We start from the raw sequence: 22,430 nt of genomic DNA, 5'->3' as shown, positions 1-22,430 counted from the left end.
AACATCTCCTTCTTTCGTATATGGGTTAGTATAATTATGCATTAGGGATAGATTCTTGTACTCTTCCACAATAGTAGTATACGTGAATAATTTTGTCCTAGCAACAAAAAAGTTTCCTTAGGGAAAAATATTTTGCGGAGATCTGGATGAAGTGGAGGTATGGGCGTTGCTGGAGGCTGTGAGGAGGGGGATTGTGGGAGTTACAAAACAAGGTGGATTATGGGACTTGTGGAGTTGGAGTAAAGAGAGGATAAGGGGTGGAGGAGTAGCTGAAGGTACTGGAGTAATATGATGGAAAAAGGGGGCGGAGCCGAGGAACAACGGCAGAACTGCCGCTGTTGGAGTGCCGCTGGCAGGAACGGGGTGGAACAACGGCAAAAGCGCCGTTGTTGGAGTGTCGCTGGCAGGAACGGGGTGTAACAACGGCAAAAGCGCCGTTGTTGGAGTGTCGCTGGCAGGAACGGGGTGGAACAACGGCAGAACTGCCGTTGTTGGAGTGCCAGTGGCAGGAACGGGGTGGAACAACGGCAGAACTGCCGTTGTTGGAGTGTCGGTGGCAGGAACGGGGTGGAACAACGGCAAAAGCGCCGTTGTTGGAGTGTCGCTGGCAGGAACGGAGTGGAACAACGGCATAATTGCCGTTGTTGGAGTGCCAGTGGCAGGAACGGGGTGGAACAACGGCAGAACTGCCGTTGTTGGAGTGCCAGTGGCAGGAACGGGGTGGAACAACGGCAAAAGCGCCGCTGTTGGAGTGCCGCTGGCAGGAACGGGGGGGAACAACGGCAGAACTGCCGCTGTTGGAGTGCCAGTGGCAGGAACGGGGTGGAACAACGGCAAAAGTGCCGTTGTTGGAGTGCTGCTGGCAGGAACGGGGTGTAACAACGGCAAAAGTGCCGTTGTTGGAGTGCTGCCAGCGGGAACCGCAGCCCGCGCAGCCGGAAATGGCACAACCAACGAAAAAACCGTCGTTGGTTGTGCCTGTGTACACGCGGCCGTGCTCCGCGTACATCTCTCAAGACCGGTACTTTTCCCTCAGAGTACCTGTTTTTCTTTCCAGAGCCAGCTCCGCTTTTTCAGCGCTCCAGCCCTGCTCCCTCAAAGCTCCACTTCGCCAGCTAGCTCAAGCTGCATGGCCTATCCACGTCCCTGCTCTACCAGGGGCCTACCTACTCCCCGCTGCTAAATTCAAGGGTGCGGCCGGTCTCGACCAGCGTTTTGATGTTGCTTAGGATCTGCCACCAGGCACTGTCGCTGGCCGCATAGAAGGGGTCGTCCGGATGCCAGCCGTCGTGGGTCAGCGTCAGCTTGGTGCAGCCGCCAGCGGGCTTGAGCCGCCAGGTGATGCGGGATTCATAAGGTTCTCCCCCCTTAAGGTAGGAAGGGCCGACCTTGTGTATGAAGCTCAAGACTTGCTCAGGAATATACTCCAGAAGTGTGCCGTAGACATGGACGGTTCCATCGCCCTCTGCCCCCGGACCGACATATTCCAGCAGTTCTCCCCGCTTGAAGCTGGAACGGATCACGCAGCCGTAATAGATTTGCTTAACTTGCTCCGGAGCAATCAGGCTCTGCCACACCTGCGCCGGGGTACCGCCAACATAGAACTCATATTTCAATTCTTTCATCTTAATCATTCATATTCCTCCCTGAAGGTGTCTTCACCTCTATCTTCACCCTGTCTACACTATACAAAAGGATCACTGACAGCTACGGTCAGTGATCCTGGGGAAGCGGATTATTTCGAATAATGTGCTGCAATATCTGTGGCTACGGCAGCGATTTTCTGCTTCAAGGCTGCCGGTTCAACGATGGTCAGCGACCTCCCGTAAGGCAGGAGGAAGTAAGGGGCGTAGCTATTTACAGCGGCTTCGTCCAGCAGAAACCGCGCCGCTTCACTGCTGCGCTGCTCCAGTGTGTGGCCGAACAGCCAATGGCTGCAGAGTTCATTTAATACTCTCTCTGGAGCCTCAATGACAACGGAAATCAGCTCTTCTGTTTTGTCCTGATCCGGCAGCAGGCCCTGCAGCAGAAATTCCCGCGCCGAGAAGCCGGCGGGGCGGAGGAAGCTTGCGCCTGTCCGCTGCAGCCTGGCGATCCGGTCCACCCGAAAGCTGCGAATCTGCTGGCGCAGATGGCAGAAGCCCGCGAAGTACCACTGGCCCTTCCACAGCACCAGCCCGTAGGGATCAACGCAACGGAAGGAAGGCGCATCGCCGTTGCCTTTGCGGTACTCCATCTCCAGCGTCAAGCTGCCCGAAGTAGAGCTCTCAAGCTCGCCCAGGAGATGCTCAAGCGGTGCGGCCGGTGAATGCAGCGTCTCCAGGCCGCTGCCTTGGCGCTCCATCTGCGATTGCTGTTCGGCGTTGCTGTACCGCTTGAGCTTGGCAAGCGCACCGTCAAGGGCCTCCACATAAGGATACCCGCTTCCCCGGGCGAACGCGGAGGCCTGTACAAGCGCCCGCCGTTCCCCGTCGTCGAAGAAGAGCGGTGCGGCGCTGAAATGCTCCGGCAGGCTATAGCCGCCGCCCGGACCGGCGTCCGCAATCAAGGGAACGCCGCTGGCGCATAGCGCGTCAATATAGCGGTAGATCGAGCGCACGCTTAGCTCCAGCTCCTCCGCCAGCTCTGCGGCGGTTCTTCTGCGTTGCTTCAGCATCCACAGAATGGACAACATCTGGTCGGCTTTGGCCATATTCTAGCGGGTCCCTCCTGTGTTAGACCATCATTTTCTTCAGACTGTGAATATAACGTGATCTAACAATGATAAAATAAATGGTTTGAGCGGTTAAAAATGCAGCTACCGTAACCAGAATCGGCACGGTGACATTACGGATGTTGACTTGGTACAGCACTGTGCGGATGACTACAAGCGTTTGTATGGCAGCGACAAGAATGGGAATGTAGAACAGCAACGCGATCTGGCAGGTGGCCGAAGATGACATTTCTCTGCCGCTCAGACCGATTTTTGACAGGCCATGGTACATTCTCATATCTGCGTTCAGCTCCGTATGCAGCTTGAAATAGAGAAAGCTGGCGGACGAGAGCGAGAAAATCAAAGCGATAAAGATTCCAATAAAGCTCAGCATGGAGGTGCTCTGCTTGGAAGCCATATAGTTATCTGCCCGGGCGGTGATTGAGGTATTCCAGTCGTCCACCTTGGTATTTCTGTCCTGGCTCCAATTCACCAGCTTGCTTGAAATGACAGCCTCGGGTGCACCTGCTTTCGGCAGTGAGTCGCCCCACGCCGGGATGGTATAGAAATAATTCTCCACCAGGGCGGAGCCGCTCAGCGTGGACGCAGCTTGTTCATATAAACGGTCACTTACAATCAATACCGTCTGAGCATACTGGCCGAAAGGCATCACATCCGGCTTCTGCACCTGCTTCAGCGTAAGCTGTTGTCCGTTCAATCCGGGTAAGGCTACCTTCTGGCCGGCATCATAGGTAAAAGATATAAAATGCGGATTGATAAGCAGATCCGCCTCATCATCCGCCACAGGAGGCAGCCGGGGATAATCCATCAGATCCGCCAGCTTATTAAAACGGGAGAGCGGAAGCAATTCGATGCCGTTCAGCTTGTCCTTGCCCTCGGATTTGATGGAACTGCGGAGGAACTGGACCGAGTTCTCTGTATACTGAACGCCTGATTTGTTCAGCGTGCTGCGGATTTCCTGCAGCCCGGCGTCAGCCTCTGCCCCATTATAAATCTTATAGGAAATTGCAAAGGAATTATTGATATAAGCTGATCTGTTCGCCTGGTTGATCGACAGCAGGAATCCGGCGGACATACAGGCCAGCGAGGTAACGACAGTGACTAGAAACAGCATCCGCGCGTTGTCCTTGATCTTATAGCTCATTTCGGAGACCCATAGCAGATTGGTCCCGCGCCATAGCCTTTTCCGGCTTTTTTTCAAGAGGCGCATGCCCAGCACAGACAGTTGCGAATAGAAAAGATAAGTGCCGGGAATCCCGGTAAAAGCTGCTGCCAGCAGATTGGAGGGAGACAACGGGCTATTGAGGGCAATAACACCAGCGGTCAACAGGGCCAGCCCAAGAATCGACAGCAGCCAAGAGACCTTGGGCTCCTTCTTCGGCTTGACGCTGCCCTTCAGCAGCTCAAGCACCTGGTTTTTGCGGATGAACAGCAGGGTGAAGACCGAACTAACCAGGAAAAGGGCAATAAAACAAACAGAAGTAAGAACCATCGCCTTCACCGGCCAATAAAAGGGCAGCTTGTCAATGCCGATCACAGTGGTGCTGAGCAGCAGGAACAGCTTGGACAGCAGCATTCCTCCGGCCATCCCGCTCACAATTGACAGCAGGCCGATCAGCATATTTTCCAGCAGAATCAGCCGGTTGATCTGCCCCGGACGTGCGCCAAGGATCGTCAGAATCCCAAATTCCAGATTGCGCGATTTAAGAAAGGCGCTGCTCGAGTAGAGCACGAAGAAGAAAGCAAAGATGAACACGATGTATGAAGCAATCTTCATGCCGGCGGCCGAATTTGCTCCCATTGCTACAGACGCAACTCCCGGATGATAAATAAACACCGAATAGGAAAAGAATATCATAACCATAAAGGCGCTGCTCAGAAAAAAGGCCATGTACGCGCGCGCATTGCGCCGCACATTGTTAAACGCGAATTGAGGAAAGCTCATGGCCGTTCCCTCCCCAGAATGAAAGTGTGTCGATAATCTTCTGGAAGAAGGCCTGGCGGTTGTCTCCACGATGAATTTCCGCCGCCAGCTTGCCGTCCTTGATGAAGACGATACGGTGGCAATAGCTCGCCGCCAGCGGATCATGCGTAACCAGCATCAGTGTGGTGCCTTCCCTGCGGTTGATATCCTCCAGCGATTCCATCACAATCCGCGAGGAATTGGAATCCAGCGCACCGGTAGGCTCATCGGCCAGCAGAATTGCCGGCTCCGAGATGATCGCCCGGGCAATGGCTGTCCGCTGGCGCTGCCCGCCGGAAATTTCGTAGGTCCGCTTGTTCAGAATATCCTTGATATTCAGGCGGGCCGCCACCTTCCCCAGCAGGGCGTCCATTTCGGCCAGCTTGCGGTTGTCGAGGGTCAGAGGCAAAACAATATTTTCCGCCACAGTCAAGGTCTCCAGCAGATTAAAGTCCTGGAACACAAAGCCGAGCTGTCTGCGGCGAAACAGGGCCAGCTCCTTCTTCTTCATCCGATAGGGATTGCTCCCGCCGATCTTTACCTCGCCCGAGGAGGGCTGGTCAATCGTGGAGACCATGTTGAGCAGAGTGGTTTTGCCGCTGCCCGAAGGTCCCATAACCCCGACGAACTCACCTTGCTCGATACTGAGATGAATATCGGTGAGAGCCTGTGTATGCACTTTGCCGGGATATACTTTATTCAGAGCGGTAACCTCAAGTACATTCATTCTATTCATTCCTTCCTGCCGGAAACGAGGGGTGTCATTCTTGTTATCAGGCCGCCGTTTCCGCTTCTGTTACCGAGTTTACAGGAAGAGCACCGGGGGTGCTATGGTTTTACCTTAACATTACCTTACAGCGTGTTTAAGGTTACGTTCGTACTTAAGCGGAGTGCTTAGACCGTCTACGCAGGAGGATGGAAACCGCCAGAAGCAGGGGAATGCCCGCCTGAAATATCGGATCAATCTTAAGGCTTGGTCCCAAGCCGATGGCAATGTGCTGCGTATAGTCTCTCTCCAGAAAGGAGGCGCCATAAATGACCGCACCCACGGGAAAACACCACCATTTTGCCGATTTCCCGGTCAGCTCTGCCACTGCTTTAACCGAACAATAGAAGAATAACATCATCTTGATCAGCAGGCCGATGAAGAGCTGAATCGTAACCAGAATGTCAAGGCGCTCGATAAACTTCAGAATGGATAGGGTGCGTACCGCTTTTAAAAAGGGCAATTCGCTGAATCCCGCCACCGTCGGTCCCAGGACTGCAACGTTGAGGACATTCATGAAAATCAGAAAAATGCTGATCAGAATATAAGCGGTGATGGTGTTTTTTACAGGTACACCGGGCGTATCCCACAAGGACCACAGCATTAGGAACACAATCATTTGGCCGAAGGGAAAAGAAACAACCTCCGGCAGCGCGGCCTGTATAACCGGCAGCAGTCCGTCATCCAGAACAGGGGTCAGGCGGCTGAAGTCCAAGGAACCCATGATGCCAAGCAGCAAAATTAGCAGAACATAAAAGAAAAGCAGCAGCGGCAAAAGAACCTCCGGCAGGAGAAAGATAACTTCGGCCCCTTTCCATATGGCATATAACGCAATGGATATAAAAATCAGCATGGTGATAGCCATCGGGGTCTTCGGCAGCAGCGACATCGCCGTCAGCTCGCCTAAATCGCGGACATTGCGCATGGACTCGTAGGCAAAATAAAGGCTGTAGATTCCGCCGAGAGCGGAGCCGGCAATACGCCCCAAATGAGCTTGAAGCATGCCGATAAGGCTGGAATCCGGAGAACGCTGCTGAATCCACATCAGGAGCAGAAGCAGAATGAAGCCGGCTGCAGAGCCGATGCACATGACCAGCCAGGAATCCTGCTTGGCTTTGCTGCCAAGCAGAAACAGCGGCGTGCTGCCGATCTCAAACAGCATGATCATAAACGAGAATTGCAGGGCAGACACCTGATCTTTTTTTTGCATAAGCGGGGTTCAGCCTCCTAACCATTTGATAATTGCCCTGCCGGCAGGCTGGAAGAATGCAATATACAGGGTAGACACCCCTATATGTGGAGCTCCGGTAATGCCTGAAATGTTAACATAGGCACAGTAGAGCATAATGCAGCCGAACCATAGCCTGTGGCCCCTGCGGCCCTTTCCGTTCAGCAGGGTGCAGCCCCGCCAGTAAGCGAGACCATAAAGCCCAAGAATGACAGCTATTTTCATAGGGCCAGCTCCTTTATTTCTTGTGAACTGATTCGAAGGATTTGCTGCTGAGGCCCGTCCGTACAATTTTCATTGAGACATGGGGGCGGATTTCGATATTCTGGAACACGGTGTCCCAGCTCTTATCGTTCTGAATTTGCTTCCAGCGCTTGCGGTCGCTGCGGTGAATTTTCACTGCAAAGCCAGTGACATCAGCCCCAAGCTCCCGAACCTTCGTCCAGGAATTGTTGACAAACCCCAGCACCTGCTGCTCAATGGATTGTTCCATTTCCGTAATGGAGGCACGGTTATTCAGATCCATGACACTTCCAATCTCGAAGAGCGTTCCGCTTCCTTTAATATCCACATCCATGATGTAATGGTCCTTTTCCCATTTGGGATGAACGGAGGTGGTTGAATGCTGGAGTAGAAAAGAGGCATCGGCCTTGTTGCTTGTACCAGGGCGGGAAGGGAACGCGATCGTAGTGCTTTTTATTTTATCCGTCAGAAACGTTAAGCCGAAGGCTTGCTGCTGCGTCAGCCAGCCTATCAGCTTTTCACCCTTCAGTACGCCTAGCCTGCCTAGAGCCAGACGTGAGGGCAGATCGGTACGGGTGGTTTCATCGGACTTATTCATAATTTCATTCCCGGTAAGCAGAATCTCGGGAAGGATCGCGCTCCCCGAATCCGAAGAAAGACCCATTGCCAGCTCAAACATCCGGGTCCCGGGGTAATAAGAGAGCAGCCGGGATTCCTGCTCAATCATCAACTGGATACCGGCTCCCTGATTCTTGGTCATCTGCATAAGCTGATCCAGAATATTGCCGGCCTCGCCTTTAGCAATAAATACATATACCGTTTCCCGGGCATCCTGCTCGCGGAGAAACATATCAATTAATTGATTCACACCGTGCCTGGCCAGGCCTTCTCCCAGTACGGTAATTCTGGAGTGGGAGAAGAACATTTCACGTGTGCTGGTCAGATTGGTTTTTTCAATAGCTTCCATTATCGTTCTACCCTTCACTGTAAAGGTAATAAACGGAGGAGAGCTTGTGCTTCCGCTTGTACTGCCCCCCATGCCGCTCGCCCCGGAGGAGGGGGTGATTACCTGATAGGTAGCCTTCCACTGCCCATCTTCCCAATCGTATGCCGAACCGGAAACAATACCGAGCGCAGTAAGCTCCCGGTCATCCCAGCATCCGCTGAGCAGCGTCGACAAGAGGGGGAGACATAGCAGCAGGCATAGTGCTTTTTTCCACAAGCTCATGTTCTCAGCCCCTTTTCGATCCGGATTTATGTAACCGGTTCAGCAACAATGCCCCGAGTGGAACAAACACATTGAACAGGTAGAAGACCAGAAAATGTCCTTCCTTGTTGTAGAGATTTAATTTGGACGAGCTCTGCCAGGTATACAGGCATTCCAAAGCGATCACCAGACCCAGCGCACCGATAAATGGCTTGCTGCTGTTCACCCGAAAGGTTTGCTTGAAGCACTCTACGGTAACAAACAGAAAAATGGAGAACTTGAGGTAGAAGGAAAGCACCCAGTAGGAGATAAAGAGAATATCCAAATTCTCTACGAAGTTTCCAATATGGACGATACTGATGGCTAAAAATCCCGGATAAGCGCTAAGCTTGATTAAATCCGCTCCAAATACCATCAGCGTCAGAACCAAGACAAACATCATCATTCCCAAGAATAGAAGAATGCCGGTCCAGCCTATAATGCGGGCTTTCTGCGGATTTTTGAGATAAGGGGCCAGGAACAGCAGCACGCTCACTTCAGAGATCAATGCAACGCTTGCGGTACTGCCTAGTGTCAATTCCGCCAGAGAGTGGTCAAATACCGGCAGCAGATGATGTACATTCATTTCATTGGACAAACCGAATATGGCCAGCGGCACAAAGAACAGAAACAGCAGGATGACGAGGATATTTACCCTGGCAATGGCTTCAAGGCCTTGTCTGACTATATAAATGCTGATGAACACGATCAGGAGGGTCATCACTGTGACAGGGGTGTTGATGAGAACATAATCCTTAATGAAATTCACGAATTCACGCAGGATCACCGACGTAGCATCCAGATAGAACTGCAGCATGAAGAGGCCAAGGATAGTGGCGATGAGGGGGGAGCTTTTCTCCCCGATCCAGTCCAGAAAGGGTGCACCTTTATTATGCCGGATGGCTGTACCGACAATTGCGGCAATGCCAAGCCCGGCCAGGGCCGACAAAAGAAGGGCCAGCGGCGAGTCTTGCTCCGCATAGCTGCTGATGGACAACGGAAGCACGATAACAGCAGTCGGCAGGATTATACTGGCGACCAGCATGGCTGCCTGGGTGGTGCCGATTTTTCCGTTCAAGCCGGATTCTCTCCTTTCGGGTTTTGGTCTGATCCTTGTCTGCGCGTTTCTTTTCCCAAATTGGTCTTGGGGCGCAAAGTCATATTCCACAGAGGAACGCGGACGAATACATCCTTCAGGTAGCGGGGAACCATTGGTGCGACCGGGGAAAGGTAGGGTACGCCAAAAGAGCGCATCCCCGCCATATGAATCAGCAGCACCAACAAAAAGGACATGATCCCGAACAGGCCGAGTGTCGCGGCAATAAGCATCATGATAAATCGGATTAAACGGATTGAGTTGGCGATGGCCAGAGACGGAATCACGAAATTGGAGATGGCGGTAAAAGAAACGACAATAACCATAGCCGCGCTGACGAGACCGGCCTGAACTGCGGACTGGCCCAGCACCAGCGCGCCAACAATCGAAATGGCCGGACCGATGGTCCGCGGCATGCGGACCCCGGCTTCACGCAGCACATCGAAGGTCAGCTCCATCAGCAGCGCCTCCACAAGCGCCGGCAGCGGCACACCTTTACGCTGGGCGGCGAGGCTGATCAGCAGGGTGGTCGGCAGCATTTCCTGGTGAAAGGTGGTGACGGCGATATATATCGCCGGCAGCAGCATGGATACGAAGAATGCCGAGTACCGGATTAGCCGCAGGAAAGAGGAGATATCATAACGCTGATAATAGTCCTCGCTGGATTGAAAAAAGTTGAAGAAGGTAGAAGGCGCCAACAGCGCAAAGGGAGTACCGTCAATAATGATCCCGATCTGCCCTTCCAGAATCCCTCCCGCAAGCGCATCCGGGCGCTCTGTGTTCTGGATAGTCGGAAAGGGTGTCAGCCCCCCGTCCTGGATGAACTCCTCAATATAATTGCTCTCCAGAATACTGTCCGTATTGATCGCATTCAGCCGCCGGCGGACCTCTGCAAGCACCTGCTCGCTGGCAATGCCATGCAGATACACAAGGGCAATGCCGGTTTGGGTGCGCTGTCCGATTTTATACTCTTCGATTCTGAGATCAGAGGTTTTGAGTCTGCGCCGCAGCATAGCGGTTCCTGTTCGCAGGTTCTCCGTGAAGCCCTCCTTGGGACCGCGGATGACGCCCTGCGAGGTCGGCTCATTGATGCTTCGTTTCTCCCAGCCCGAGGTATCGGCAGCCAGAGCTGTCTGTAGTCCGTTGAACAAGATGAGCGTGTAGCCGTCAAACAGCATGGGCAACAGAGCCTTTAATGTTTTTGCTTCTTTCACGCCCCCAACCGGCAGCATTTGATCCTTAATCATGCTGTAGGCATCTTCGGGAGTAATGTAGGTGCGTTTCAGAGTCGCCTTTTCCATCAAAGGCTGCAGGACCGCCTGATTGACCATGTCCGCATTGACCAACCCGTCAATATATATAAAAGCCAGGGAGAGCGAGCTTAGCGGTTCATTCGTGAATCTGCGGAATACAACGTCTGAGCTCTGGCCAATCAGCCTGCTTATTTCCTGCAAATTGACCTCCAGTGACAAATCAAGAGGCAGCGGCGCAGGCAAGGTCTCCTCTTCGGGATCACTTGTGCTCTTGCGGGCAATTTGCTGCTTTTTTGGCATCGTAACGCCTCCGTTCTGCTGCAATCTGGGTGCTCTGGGGATATTATCCCCTGACCTCTGATTCCTTATTCTGGCTGCAGAGCAGCGTTATCTTCATTTCCAGCACAAAAAGGCCATCCCGAAGCCACCCGGCCCCTGAGCTAACCTTTTGTTCAAATATGCTGTTTGCTAGACCGGCTCCGCCTGCTCCCTCAGGCTGGATGCCGCGCTAAAAGTAATCCGCACCGTGGTCCCCTCGCCCGGACGGGATGCCAGCTCAACCTTATGGCCGAGCCGGCTGCAAATCTCCCGGACCAAATAAAGGCCCATTCCGGTCGATTCATGATATTGCCGTCCGCGCTCACCGGTGAAATATGGATTGAATACCCGCTTCAGGTCTTCAGAGGAGATGCCGATGCCCTCGTCTTGAATGCTAAGAACGATTTCCTTATCTGTGCGCTGTGCGGAGACAGTAACGGTCTTGCCCGAACCGGAGGTATAGTTCACCGCATTGACCAGGAGTTGTGTCAGCATGAACATCAGCCATTTGGCATCACTGTACACTATGAGTTCGGCATCCACCCGGATGTCCGCCTTAATTCCGCGGCGGATGAACAGCTTGCGGTTCTCCGCGACCGTTTCGCCCACGATTCTGCGCAGCGGCAGGGCCTCCGCCTGGAAGTCCTCCGCAAACCTCTCCAGCCGGGAGGTGTAAATGACCATTTCCAGCCCCTTGCGCAGCCGTTCCAGCTCCTCCTGGATGCTGGCCGCTTCCTTCTCGTCCAGATCCTGAAGTGTAAGCTGGATCACGGAGAGCGGCGTCTTCATCTGGTGTACCCAGCGGTTGATGAAGACAATATGCTGATCCATCCGGCGGATATGCTCCTGGAGCTGCTCCTGGTAGTGGCGGTGGGTAAGCTGCAGCGCTTCTTCCACCGCTTCGGGGAGCGGTGCATCGCCGAGTGGCGCGGGCAGCTCTCCGGGAGCGGCGTCTGGATGGCTTAGACGGTTATACAGCTTGTAGTGCTCGACATACCGGTACGCCAGATAGATAAGAAGAACTGCGGCACTAAGTGCCATTCCATACAGGATGATAGATAAAGGTCTGGATTCTCCCGACAGATAGTACAGGACCGGAACCAGAAGCATCTGTACCAGGTAGAAGAGCAGCAGCGGCCGCTGGTCTTTGAGGAACAGCTTCATGGGGGGTCTCCGGGAAGGCTTATCCGGTAGCCCGCCCCTCGAACCGTCTCTACAATCTCTCCCAGCCCCAGCTCCTTGAGCTTCCGCCGAACCCGGGTAATGTAGACGTTCAGTGTATTATCATCAATAAAATGCTGATCCTTCCACATCAGATCCAGCAGTTGTTCGCGGGTGACAACCCGCCCTTCCTTCAGCAGCAGTGCCTCGAGGAGAACCGATTCCTTCTGGGTTAGCTCGGCAGACTGTCCTGCATACTGGATCATATAGCGTTCAGCAAAAAGCGTAAGACCGCCTGTCTGCAGCTTCCGCTCCTCCTGGGTTTGGGCATAGGAGCCGTAGGCTCTGCGCAGATGGCTGCGGATTTTGGCCAGCACCACCTCGTATTGAAAAGGCTTGGTGATATAATCGTCGCCGCCGTTCTCCAGCGCCATCACCTGATCCATGCCGCTGTCGCGTGCCGAAATGAACAGAATGGGGCAAAGCGAGGATTTGCGAAGCTGGCGGCACCAATAGAATCCGTCGAATCTCGGGAGATTGACATCCAGCAGCACCAGACTGGGGGCGGCTTGCTCGAACGTCTCCAGCACCCTGTTGAAATCCTCCACAGCCACCGTATGAAATTCGTATTTTGACAGATAGGCGCCGAGCAGGTCAGCCAGCTTGGCATCGTCCTCAACAATCAGGATGGTTTCCATATTCTCACTCCTTTGTCCTGCTCTACAGTAACATGCTCAAGGGAAATCTTGCAAAAATATTCATAACCAAAAAGCCTCCATGCCGGATTGGAAGGTCCGTTTCATGGAGGCTTGCTGCTCTTGATGCCGTTATTTGGTTTTGACCACCAGCGCGTTGCTGATCAGCCGTCCCGGCGTGGTCAGATATTTGCCGCTGTAGAACAGGCCGCTGGAAGCACCGCCATCCAGGTTCATCGCCTGATATGCTCCGGCCTGCTTCATAATCTGGGCGAGCTGCGGAATCGTGGCTCCGCCGGAGGTCAGGAGGATCAGCTTATGGTCGCGTGTCAGGCCAAGCGCGCTGCGGGAGCCGCCGCCTGTTAGAATTTTGGGGTCTCTGAAGCCTTCGCCGGCAACATTCAGCGCTACCTTGCCGTCAACCAGCAGCCGGGGACCGGCCTGAAGCGCTCCGACAACAGAACCGGAGTTGAAGCGGTCCCTGAATTGATTCCCCGGGATCAGTTCCGCGAGAAGATTGCTGTCGTAAGCAAACACTGTCCGCTTGTCGGCGGGACTGTCCTTCAGCATTTTCCCGCCGCTGATAATATATCCGTACGGAACCTTGTAGGACCCGTTTGTATATGCGTTAAAATATGTGCCGTTAATGGCGGCTACAGCGCCGCTGCGTTTGGCAATACTGCCGAGCGCTTCCGTGTTGCCGACCGTGTTGCCGGCGAGGACAACATCCAGCTTAAGGGAAGGGTGGAGCAGGGACACCGTTACCGTCTGTACGGAAAAGGATCTGCCGCCCACTCTATAGGTGTGCTTAGCATTTACCACCGCCGGAGTGCTTGACTGAATAAGCGTACCGCTTAACACAGGTAAAGTGGCTGCGGCATCACCGGCGGCAAGGGTGAGTGACGCGGCAGTGCTGTTCCACTTCAGCCCAATTCCCAGTGTCTTGCTGACAAGGGACAAGGGGACATATGTAGTTCCGTTGCTGCTGAAAGGCCGCTCGCTCAGCATGGCAGCTTCGCCATTGACCGAGGCCGCCGCTTGACCCGGAGTCAGAACCAGGGAGGAGTCGCCTTTTGTAATCTGAATCTGTTTGCCGGCGGCATCCACTCCTGCCTGGATGCCGGCAAAGCCGTTCAGGAACCGCAGCGGGATGAAGGAGTGATTGTCCTTATCGACATAGACGGCTGTTTTGGGCGCTGCCGCCGCGGCTGCGCTGGATTGCACCAGGGGTAGAACGGAAAGCATGGTGAAGAAGGCCAGAAAGAGTGCAGACATTTTTTTCATTGTAAACAGAATCTCCTTTTACTTGTGGCAGAAATTTCAAGCTTTCTTATCATATAACTGTGTGCCCAAAATCGTCAATTGCCCCGCTCTGCAATATTGTTTATTACAAAGTGCAAGCTTTCAGTATGCATCTGCTGCGCCGATGGTTTATAATTCTCGAATATGCTCATAAATTACAGCTCAGCTTGTGAAATATCTTGATCTATAAAGGCGGGTTAGCAAATGACAACGATAGGCTTAATCAGACATGGGAGTACAGCTTGGAATAAAGAAGGCCGGATACAGGGCAATACGAATAACCCTCTGGATGAAGAGGGGCTGCGCCAGGCGGCGGCTATTGCGGAACGTCTGAGCGGGGAGAAGTGGGATTATATTTACTCAAGCGACCTGCTGAGGGCCGTTCAGACAGCGGAGGTTATTGCAGCCCGTCTGGGTCTTCCATTAGCGGGACAGCTCCCGGGAATGCGGGAGATGTACGGCGGAATGATTGAGGGGACTACCGAAAGCGAACGTGTGGAGCGGTGGGGCAGCGAGTGGAGGTCTATGGACTTGGGACTGGAAAGCAACGAATCGGGCCAGCTCAGGGGCAGTCAGGCAATCGAAGAAATTACTGCACGGCATCCCGGCAAAAGAATACTTGTCGTCAGCCACGGCGCCATTCTGCGCAGCAGCCTTAGAGGGCTTGTTCCCGGGCTGGACGTAAGTAAGTTCCTGGAGAACACTTCCATTACCCGTATTGTCAAGGGAGACGGTGCGTGGACCTGTGAGCTGTACAATTGCGTAGAGCATATGAAAGGCTAAATTACAGGATGATTTCTACAATAAAAGCGGCAGCCCCCCGCACTTTCTATGTCGGAAGCCGCCGATCCTGCCGATAATAAGCGTAATGGGTGTTCAGATTATGTTAAGGAAGTGCGAATGAACAATGGAAGCGCGAAATTATATACTGGCTGTATTCTCGGTGCTTTTCGCAGCATTGACTGTCTATAGTATTTTCTTTCTGGCACGGAGGTTCGGCGGCAGAACATTACAAGCTAAGGCTATGCTCACGGTCTTTATGGTTCTTATTGCCGGTGCGGGGCTGTACGTGATGCACTTTCTGGGGCTGCAGTCTCTGCCGGAGCTTGAATCTGACGAGGGCAGCGCCCCTCTTGCCCTGGTGATTTATACCCTGACTCTTGCAGGGATGATGTACCTGATCTTCCGGCTGCGCCAGCTACTCGCGGAGAGAGAGCAACTGAAGGAACTGGCCTACCGGGATACCTTAACGGGACTGCTGAACAAGAACGGAATGGATCACTTCTGGGATCATTGCAAGCCAAACGAGCAGCTCGCCGTGTTATTTCTCGATCTGAACCGTTTCAAGGCCATTAACGATACGCTTGGACATCATGTGGGTGATTTGCTGCTACAGGCTGTTGGCAGCAGCTTGAATCAATTCTCAAGCAAAGGCAAGCGCCATATCTTCCGGATCGGCGGGGACGAATTTGTGATCATCGCCAAGCGCATCAGCCGCAAGGAAGTAGAGCAGCTTGCGCTGCGGATTCTGGAGAGCACGACCCGGAACTACAAGCTGGAGCGGCATGAATTGTTCGTCTCGGCCAGCATTGGGATCACTATGAGTCATGGCCGAATTGACCGGCAGCGCCTGCTGAAAGAGGCGGATTCAGCTATGTACAATGCGAAGCAGCTAGGGCAGGGACGTTATTCCGTGCATAAGCAGGAACAGAATCCCCAGCAGATCAAGCTGGTCAGCAGATCCAAAGCCAACTAAAGAACCGGCCACCCGCCAGCGCAATAATCTGCGCACGGGTGGCCGGTTGTTTTTATACAAGATGAGAATTTAGAAACGGATGTCGCCTCTTCCAGAGGACGGTAAAGCCGTTTCTTCTTGTTGTTCACGAAGTTTGTGATTTTCTTTCGTTGTAGATAAGGTCGGCATCGTCCGTATGGTGATAGAGTTTAGGAACAACGGCAGAAATGCCGTTGTTAAAGCCACGATGGACAGTTAGCGTAGGAACAACAGCAGAAATGCCGTTGTTAAAGCCACGGTGACAGATTAGCGCAGGAACAACAGCAAAAATGCCGTTGTTAAAGCCACGGTGGCAGATTAGCGCAGGAACAACAGCAAAAATGCCGTTGTTAAAGCCGCAGTGGCAAGTTCGCGTATAAACAACGGCAAAAATGCCGTTGTTAAAGCTGCGTCCGCCGTTTTTTTCTTACGCTTTATTAGAATGAACGGTGTCCATGGCTCTGGCGCGTCCCCTCATCAGGAACAGGCACAGCAAGGCAAAGGCCATGCTGACGGTTGCCGCATAGAACAGAATGGAGTAATCCGTGAGATCAATGAGCAGTCCCAGCAGGGGCGGGGAGCTGATTGCTGCAAGCGACGAGACCAGATAATACAGGCCTGTACGCGTGCCGATGCTCTCCTCGCCTCCGGTAGCCACGACATAAGGATAGGAATTAATATTGATGCAGGCCCAGAACATTCCTCCAAGCAGCAGCAGGCCGCGGAGAACAAGAATATGCTCTGCGAGCCCCACCAGGGAGAACACCACCATCAGTCCGCAGACACCGGTGATAATGACCTTTTTCTTCCCGAACCGTCCTCCCAGCCAGCCGCTCGGAATCGCGAATAGCACGAACGCCAGGGAAAAGAAGGTCAGCGAGAAGGAGGCGTCTTTTTCACTGAGCCCGAGATGATGTTTGCCGTATAGGGTGAACAGGGTCTCTACGCCCTGATAAGCCACGAACCAGAAGAAAATCGCTGCCAGCAGAAATACGGTCGTTCGGTCAAGCTGCTTCTTAAGGGAGATCCGCGATGGCTTGGCAAGCGGGCGACCGCTGCCCTCAGGCAGCATTTTACCCTCAGTATCAGATCTTCCCGCCACCTTATTTATGCCATCCCGGTCCTCCTTGATAAAATGCGAGACAATGAACAGGCAGAGCAGTGTAATCAACCCGGCCACGACGAACGGCAGCACCGGACTGGCAGCATAGAGGTACGAACCGACGCCAAAAGCCAGAATCGAGCCGACACCGCCCATGAAGTTAATCAGGCCGTTGGCCTTCGTGCGCCGGGCATCCGGGGTAATGTCCGGCATCAGCGCAACGGTCGGTGAACGGTACAGGCTCATGGCCAGGTTCATCAGCATCATGAACAAGAGCAGGGTGAACAGTCCGGTATGCAGCGGAATCAGCATCGTCAGCACAGCGGCCAGCGGCATTCCGAACATCAGATAAGGCATTCTGCGTCCGAAGCGGGTTACCGTCCGGTCACTCCGGTTGCCGATCCACGGCTGCAGAAACAGCGCAAAATAATTGTCGATGGTCATCATGAAGCTGATTAGAGCTACGCTGTGCACATACTTTTCGAGAAAAAATGGAACAAACGCGTTATACAAGCTCCACGTAATACTAATGCTGAAAAAGCCGAAGCCGAGCAGCCAGACTTTTTTCACGCCATCACACTCCCTTGGCTGCCAGCAGTCCGGCCAGCACATCCGGGTAATCGGTAATAATCCCCGAGGCTCCGGCCTCGATTAAGGCTTTCATACGCTCAGGCTCATTAACCGTCCAAGGATGATATACGATGCCATGCTCTGCCGCCTCAGTGACAAACTCCGGCAGCACGGCGTAATGATAAGCATGCAGCGCATCGGCTTGCAGGGAAGCTGCATAATCCCAAGGCCGGTATAACCCTTCTCCATATAAAATACCGGTGCGGATCTCCGGTGCCAGCGACTTGCAGTGGGCGAGCGAATAATGGTTGAAGCTCGACAGCACAACACGTTCACTCATGCCGTATTCCCGCACAGCGGCGATGACCTTTTCCTCCATGCCTGGGTAGAAGAACATACCATTTTTCAGCTCAATATTGAGGATGGTGTCCCGATCTTTCAGCAAATCGAGCAGCTCTTCCAGAGCGGGAATGCGTTCTCCCGTAAATTCAGCGCCGAACCAGGAACCGGCATCCAGCTCCAGTGCTTCACTCAGCGTCTTGTCCTTCACATATCCGCTGCCATTCGTCGTACGTTTCAGGTTTTCATCGTGAATGAGCACCAGTCCCCCGTCGCTGGTCATCTGTACGTCGGTTTCAATGCCTGTTGCGCCAAGCTCAAGACCCTTGCGGAATGCTGCCATCGTATTCTCCGGGCAAACTGCGGATGCGCCGCGATGCGCAAAATTAATAATGTGGTTCATGTCATTCATTCCTCCGCTTATAATTTTCTTACGCCCGAGCAAGTGCGGGCTTTCTTAGTTTCTATTCCACACCACAACAAGAAACCCTGTCCGCGGGAGGCGAAAGGGCGCTGATTGAAGCAAATTTAACGTTGTCCTGATGCTGATTTAACAAAAAACTGCAGGAGCATAGGGTGAGCTAGCAGATTCTCAGACTCTGCATATTGGAATTCAAGCGATGCTCCGCTACATGGATAAGAGCCGTAGAGATCATGTTTGAAGGCGTATCAGGCCCCGCAGACAGAGTCATTTCCTTGTCGGAAGGAAGAGTCTGCAATGTGTTACGGACTGAGTCGCTCTTATTTCCACTGGAAGTCCTTTTTACGCAAGTGAACGGACTCCAGCGCCGTTAGGGCCGGACATTCACCCCCAATATACCTGCCGAAGAGGTAATAAGCGCTTTATGGTCCGCTAGCTCGGCTAAATGTATCTACTTCGGGAAAGTAACGGCTTTACGGTCCATAAGGAACAGGAGGATGGATACGATGAATCCCTCCCTCCCTCTCTCTCTCCCCACACCATAAAGGCCCCGTCCTAAGCCACAGGTTTGTACTAGGCTGAAACAATTTCGCGGAGCATCTCATGCACGTGATGAGCTTCAGAGAAAGCTTGGGAGTAGGCAGAGTCGCATTTTTTGGCGGGTGACAGCTCCGGCAGGAACGGAATGGACAGAACAGGGGTATCGGCGTTGTCCAGATAGATTTTTAGTGTGAGCTCATTGATCTCCTCGGTGCTGTCCGCACTATAAGCCGTTCCCGTTGCGCCTGCTTTTGCAGCCATATCGTTATGCTGTCTGACCCCGCTGCTCGTGATCCGGCTCGTTTTGCTGACCTTGGTGAGTGTCAGCGCATTCTCCACAATTTCCGACCCGAGTATAGCTTCAAAAGTATACAGGGCTGCTGTTGCTTCCTCCAGTCCGCCGGGGCAATACTTGCCTACTGCCAGTTTTTTACCGGCTTCATCCAGTGCGATCACATGGGACTTGTCGGGTGTAATATACTGCTCGGGAAAATTGAAGCTTACGGCCGCCCCGGCATGGGTCAGCTTGCTGCGGCGGGAAGGCTTCGAAGATATTTTCATCTGCATTACCGCGGCTGCCAGCAGCAGGATAACTCCCAGTATGGCGAACATGTACATCAGGAATATGAGCATTTACATGCCTCCTAAAAGTTTTGTGAGCATAGCATCCATGAATCAGCATCGAGCAAAACTGGCTCCGGAAGCATAAGCTTAAGTTTTGTGAGCATAGGCATCCATGAATCAGCATCGAGCAAAACTGGCTTCGGAAGCCTATGCTTAAGTTTTGTGAGCGTAGGCTTCCTCTATTAATAGTTATGCCGGAGACGTGAACAAATACATAGACTGCGCCTGGTCTGGTTATATATTATTTTTTTATTCCGCAGGAAGGGAACAAATTAAAGAGGATAAGGGGATATCGGCGATGATTGTGGATACACTGGAGCATTTGCTGGAGAATGATAACGCTTACGGAGAGAAGATTCAGAGAGGGCTGCAATTTCTGCGCCATACTGATTTTTCCGGGCAGGCCGCGGGGCGCCACGATGTAAACGAGGAAATGTTCTACTTCATTAATGAGTATGAAACCAAGGACGCTGATCAATGCTTCTGGGAAGCGCACAGAGTAAATCTGGATCTGCATTACATTCTGGAAGGCACAGAACGAATCGGCTACGCCGCTGTTGAACAGCTTCATGTTAGAGATGAATACAGCGCCGAGAAGGATGCGGTTTTCTTCACCGGGGCACTGGAATCGGCTGTGACTGCCGGCCCGGGAGCGCTCGTAGTCTGCTATCCGCAGGATGGTCATATGACAGGGATTGAGGCCGGGAGGATAGAGGCGGTCCGGAAGGTTGTAATGAAGATTAAGCTTTGATTGATCTGGCAAACAGAAGATTAAGTTTCAACCGCAGCTCCGGGGAATGTTTGGACTTCCGGCCGCTGTTATGATTGAATTTCCTGATTTAAACCGCTAGGAGCGGTAGAAATTCAACCATAAAGGCGGACGCATTCGCTCCTCCAGTTCCAAACTTCCCCTCCGCTGCTTCGACCGGTATAAATTTCTTTAAAAAAGAACCATCAAAGGAGCCGGGGGGCTCTTTTTGTATTTATACGAACATATGTGCTATGATATCGAGAGATATCTTGAAATTCCGGTCAATGTGGCCAATGATCTTGTTCGATAAAATAATTGTAAGTAGAACTGAGTTCAATTAGGTAAACGGGTGGTGATCAGCCTTGATTATTAGCGCCAGCAGAAGAACGGATATTCCTGCTTTTTTCGGGGATTGGTTCATGAGAAGGATTGAGGAGGGTTATTTTTACAGAGTTAATCCTTTCAATTCTAATCAGGTAAGCTCTTTGGGCTTAAAGCCTGAAGATGTAGATGTTATCGTCTTTTGGACCAAGAACCCCAACCCTTTCATGAAGCATCTGAAGATTCTTGATGAAAGAGGCTATAAATACTACTTTCAGTACACATTAAATGATTACCCGCCCCAGTTTGAACCCAACTTGCCACCGATCCAGAGCAGGGTGCAGTATTTCAAGAAGCTCAGCCGCCAGATTGGGGCCAACAGGGTCATTTGGAGGTATGATCCAATCATCATTAGCAGTATAACGCCGATAAATGATCATCTCGAACGTTTTGAATCACTGGCCCGGCAGTTGGAGTCATATACTCACAGGCTGGTAATCAGCTTTATGGATTTTTATGGGAAGACGGAGAATAGAATCAAGAAATTGCAGAACAATCATCAGATCATCTTCACAGATATTACCGCTTCAGAATATCGTGAGCAGTTGGTAGACATGGCTGGAAAGATTAGCCGGATTGGCAGACGTTATGGCCTTGAGGTTCAGACATGCGCTGAGGCTGTGGACCTTGAAGACTGTGGGGTTGAGTATGGGAGCTGTATTGACAAGGAGCTTATCTCCCGTGAGTTTCAATTGGACCTTAAGTCAGCAAAGGATAAAAATCAACGCGGCTCCTGTTTATGCACAGCGTCTGTCGATGTTGGGATGTACAATACCTGTAAGTTTAATTGTATGTATTGTTATGCGGTACAAAGTGAACAGGCAGTTACCAAAACGTTGCAGCACCATGATCCGTCCAGCCCCTCTTTCCTTTATCAATATGACTCTTCTTTTCCAAAGCCGTCAAAACAAGTGGATTAATGGAATAATAGAGTGCTGACCTCCGGTTGGCACTTTTTTTAATTCCCCCGCAACGATTCCGGCGTATAATTAAATGAATGATTCGTAGAAGGAGCCGCGTTTATGAATATCTATCTCGAATTTCCGGATGTGGATAAGCATTTTCCTTTCCGCAGCTTTATTTGTGGAGGGGATGAGCTGTGTTATCCGCATTGGCACAAGGAAATCGAAATTATTTATGTCACCAAAGGAAATCTAAATCTGGGAATTAATGATACCCCTATCCGTATGGAGCAGGGTGAGGTTCAGTTTATTAACGGCGGGGATGTGCATTATTTTCTCGCTTCGCCCGAAAGTGAGCGGGTCGTGATTCAATTTGATCTGAATCTGTTTCAGGAGGCTGCTGCCCCGGGCGGCACTGACTACTCCCTGCGGGATATTTTTACGGCAATGGAGTACTCTAGTTCTGATTGGCCCGAGGCCGTTTCTGCCAAGGTTATTGGTCTTATCGAGAGTATTTACGGGGAGGACACCCATCGCCGCGAAGGGTATGCCTATCTGATCAAGGCGAGGATGTTCGAGCTGCTGACTGTTATTATGCGGGAGATTCCGCAGAGCAGAGTCAAACGTCTGCCCAAATTTTCGGAGGATACGCTGACCCAGTCCAGAGAAACGCTGGAGCGGCTGGAGCGGATTTTTGCCTATGTGGAGCAGCATTACCGGGAGGCGATTACGCTGAATGAGGTGGCCCGGTATATGGGCTTCAGCCCGTATTATTTCACGAAGCTGTTCAAGCGGAATACGGGAATGACCTTTGTCGCTTTCTTGAATGAATACCGGCTGAACAAAGCAAAATGGATCCTGCTGAACGAAGATCTCCCAATGTCCGCCGTAGCCGAAGCCGCAGGGTTTGGCAGTGTGAAGACCTTTCATCATTACTTCAAGGGGGCGACGGGAATTTCTCCGCTCAGATACCATAAGACAATATTCAGGAATAATAGGGCAAGATTGCAGGAAGAAAGCAGTCCAGCAGGTTTGTAAGATA

The 22,430-nt window shown here is 52.3% G+C and carries 21 protein-coding genes; 6 read left to right on the top strand and 15 right to left on the bottom strand.

What is annotated here, in order from left to right:
- Window positions 1-343 precede the first annotated feature (343 nt).
- Entirely contained in the window at window positions 344-1,183 is an 840-nt protein-coding gene (locus B212_RS0121340; protein WP_019913120.1) for a hypothetical protein, read from the top strand.
- Here the strand turns inward: B212_RS0121340 and B212_RS0121335 are convergent.
- The 12 genes from B212_RS0121335 to B212_RS0121280 all read right to left on the bottom strand — a co-directional run bounded on the left by B212_RS0121335 (window position 1,167) and on the right by B212_RS0121280 (window position 13,966).
- A complete protein-coding gene (locus B212_RS0121335) occupies window positions 1,167-1,625 on the bottom strand; it encodes an SRPBCC domain-containing protein (protein ID WP_028530977.1) in 459 nt (152 codons plus the stop codon). The two genes, B212_RS0121340 and B212_RS0121335, sit on opposite strands and share 17 nt — an antisense overlap.
- A 110-nt stretch (window positions 1,626-1,735) precedes the next feature.
- Window positions 1,736-2,692, bottom strand: coding sequence for a helix-turn-helix transcriptional regulator (locus B212_RS0121330; protein ID WP_019913118.1), 957 nt, complete (start codon window positions 2,690-2,692; stop codon window positions 1,736-1,738).
- Window positions 2,693-2,714: 22 nt separating this feature from the next.
- Complete coding sequence (locus B212_RS0121325; RefSeq protein ID WP_019913116.1) at window positions 2,715-4,658, bottom strand: FtsX-like permease family protein; 1,944 nt, start codon at window positions 4,656-4,658, stop codon at window positions 2,715-2,717.
- On the bottom strand, window positions 4,633-5,403 hold the full coding sequence (locus tag B212_RS0121320; RefSeq protein ID WP_019913115.1) for an ABC transporter ATP-binding protein: 771 nt from the start codon (window positions 5,401-5,403) through the stop codon (window positions 4,633-4,635). Before B212_RS0121320 ends, B212_RS0121325 begins: the two co-directional genes overlap by 26 nt.
- Window positions 5,404-5,557: 154 nt before the next feature.
- Window positions 5,558-6,652, bottom strand: a complete 1,095-nt coding sequence (locus B212_RS0121315) for a GerAB/ArcD/ProY family transporter (protein ID WP_019913114.1) — start codon at window positions 6,650-6,652, stop codon at window positions 5,558-5,560.
- Between the two features lie 9 nt (window positions 6,653-6,661).
- Window positions 6,662-6,895, bottom strand: coding sequence for a hypothetical protein (locus B212_RS0121310; RefSeq protein ID WP_019913113.1), 234 nt, complete (start codon window positions 6,893-6,895; stop codon window positions 6,662-6,664).
- 13 nt (window positions 6,896-6,908) lie between these two features.
- Window positions 6,909-8,141, bottom strand: a complete 1,233-nt coding sequence (locus tag B212_RS0121305) for a Ger(x)C family spore germination protein (RefSeq protein ID WP_019913112.1) — start codon at window positions 8,139-8,141, stop codon at window positions 6,909-6,911.
- A 4-nt stretch (window positions 8,142-8,145) separates the two neighbouring features.
- Window positions 8,146-9,237 (bottom strand): GerAB/ArcD/ProY family transporter, encoded by a 1,092-nt coding sequence (locus tag B212_RS0121300; RefSeq protein ID WP_019913111.1) that lies wholly within the window; start codon window positions 9,235-9,237, stop codon window positions 8,146-8,148.
- A complete protein-coding gene (locus B212_RS0121295) occupies window positions 9,234-10,808 on the bottom strand; it encodes a spore germination protein (protein ID WP_019913110.1) in 1,575 nt (524 codons plus the stop codon). The genes B212_RS0121300 and B212_RS0121295 overlap by 4 nt, the downstream gene beginning before the upstream one ends.
- 168 nt (window positions 10,809-10,976) lie before the next feature.
- Complete coding sequence (locus B212_RS0121290) at window positions 10,977-11,990, bottom strand: sensor histidine kinase (RefSeq protein WP_019913109.1); 1,014 nt, start codon at window positions 11,988-11,990, stop codon at window positions 10,977-10,979.
- Window positions 11,987-12,685: a response regulator transcription factor gene (locus tag B212_RS0121285; protein ID WP_019913108.1), complete on the bottom strand. Its 699-nt coding sequence runs from the start codon at window positions 12,683-12,685 to the stop codon at window positions 11,987-11,989. Before B212_RS0121285 ends, B212_RS0121290 begins: the two co-directional genes overlap by 4 nt.
- A 129-nt stretch (window positions 12,686-12,814) precedes the next feature.
- Window positions 12,815-13,966 carry a phosphodiester glycosidase family protein gene (locus B212_RS0121280; RefSeq protein ID WP_019913107.1) on the bottom strand — a complete coding sequence of 384 codons (1,152 nt, stop codon included), beginning with the start codon at window positions 13,964-13,966 and terminating at the stop codon, window positions 12,815-12,817.
- Between the two features lie 222 nt (window positions 13,967-14,188).
- Here B212_RS0121280 and B212_RS0121275 point away from each other — a divergent pair, with 222 nt between their 5' ends.
- A complete protein-coding gene (locus tag B212_RS0121275) occupies window positions 14,189-14,767 on the top strand; it encodes a histidine phosphatase family protein (protein WP_019913106.1) in 579 nt (192 codons plus the stop codon).
- A gap of 124 nt (window positions 14,768-14,891) precedes the next feature.
- The gene (locus tag B212_RS32095; protein WP_019913105.1) at window positions 14,892-15,740 is read left to right on the top strand and encodes a GGDEF domain-containing protein; all 849 of its coding nucleotides are present in this window, start codon (window positions 14,892-14,894) and stop codon (window positions 15,738-15,740) included.
- Between the two features lie 445 nt (window positions 15,741-16,185).
- On the opposite strand, the gene B212_RS0121265 is transcribed toward B212_RS32095, so the two are convergent.
- The 3 genes from B212_RS0121265 to B212_RS0121255 form a co-directional block, all read right to left on the bottom strand.
- Complete coding sequence (locus B212_RS0121265; RefSeq protein ID WP_019913104.1) at window positions 16,186-17,430, bottom strand: SLC45 family MFS transporter; 1,245 nt, start codon at window positions 17,428-17,430, stop codon at window positions 16,186-16,188.
- A gap of 4 nt (window positions 17,431-17,434) precedes the next feature.
- Window positions 17,435-18,172, bottom strand: a complete 738-nt coding sequence (locus B212_RS0121260; protein ID WP_019913103.1) for a glycerophosphodiester phosphodiesterase — start codon at window positions 18,170-18,172, stop codon at window positions 17,435-17,437.
- Between the two features lie 591 nt (window positions 18,173-18,763).
- The gene (locus B212_RS0121255; protein ID WP_019913101.1) at window positions 18,764-19,363 is read right to left on the bottom strand and encodes a hypothetical protein; all 600 of its coding nucleotides are present in this window, start codon (window positions 19,361-19,363) and stop codon (window positions 18,764-18,766) included.
- A gap of 289 nt (window positions 19,364-19,652) precedes the next feature.
- Between B212_RS0121255 and B212_RS0121250 the strand changes: the two genes are divergently transcribed.
- The 3 genes from B212_RS0121250 (at window position 19,653) to B212_RS0121240 (ending at window position 22,426) form a co-directional block, all read left to right on the top strand.
- Window positions 19,653-20,105, top strand: a complete 453-nt coding sequence (locus tag B212_RS0121250) for a YhcH/YjgK/YiaL family protein (protein ID WP_019913100.1) — start codon at window positions 19,653-19,655, stop codon at window positions 20,103-20,105.
- 362 nt (window positions 20,106-20,467) lie between these two features.
- Complete coding sequence (locus B212_RS0121245; protein WP_019913098.1) at window positions 20,468-21,406, top strand: DUF1848 domain-containing protein; 939 nt, start codon at window positions 20,468-20,470, stop codon at window positions 21,404-21,406.
- A 102-nt stretch (window positions 21,407-21,508) separates the two neighbouring features.
- Complete coding sequence (locus B212_RS0121240) at window positions 21,509-22,426, top strand: AraC family transcriptional regulator (RefSeq protein ID WP_019913097.1); 918 nt, start codon at window positions 21,509-21,511, stop codon at window positions 22,424-22,426.
- Window positions 22,427-22,430 lie beyond the last annotated feature (4 nt).

It is taken from the genome of Paenibacillus sp. HW567 (assembly GCF_000374185.1).
In the GTDB taxonomy this organism is placed as follows: Bacteria; Bacillota; Bacilli; order Paenibacillales; family Paenibacillaceae; genus Paenibacillus_AQ.
Note: the sequence above shows the minus strand (reverse complement) of the source record. Positions and strands in the feature narration are given on the sequence as shown.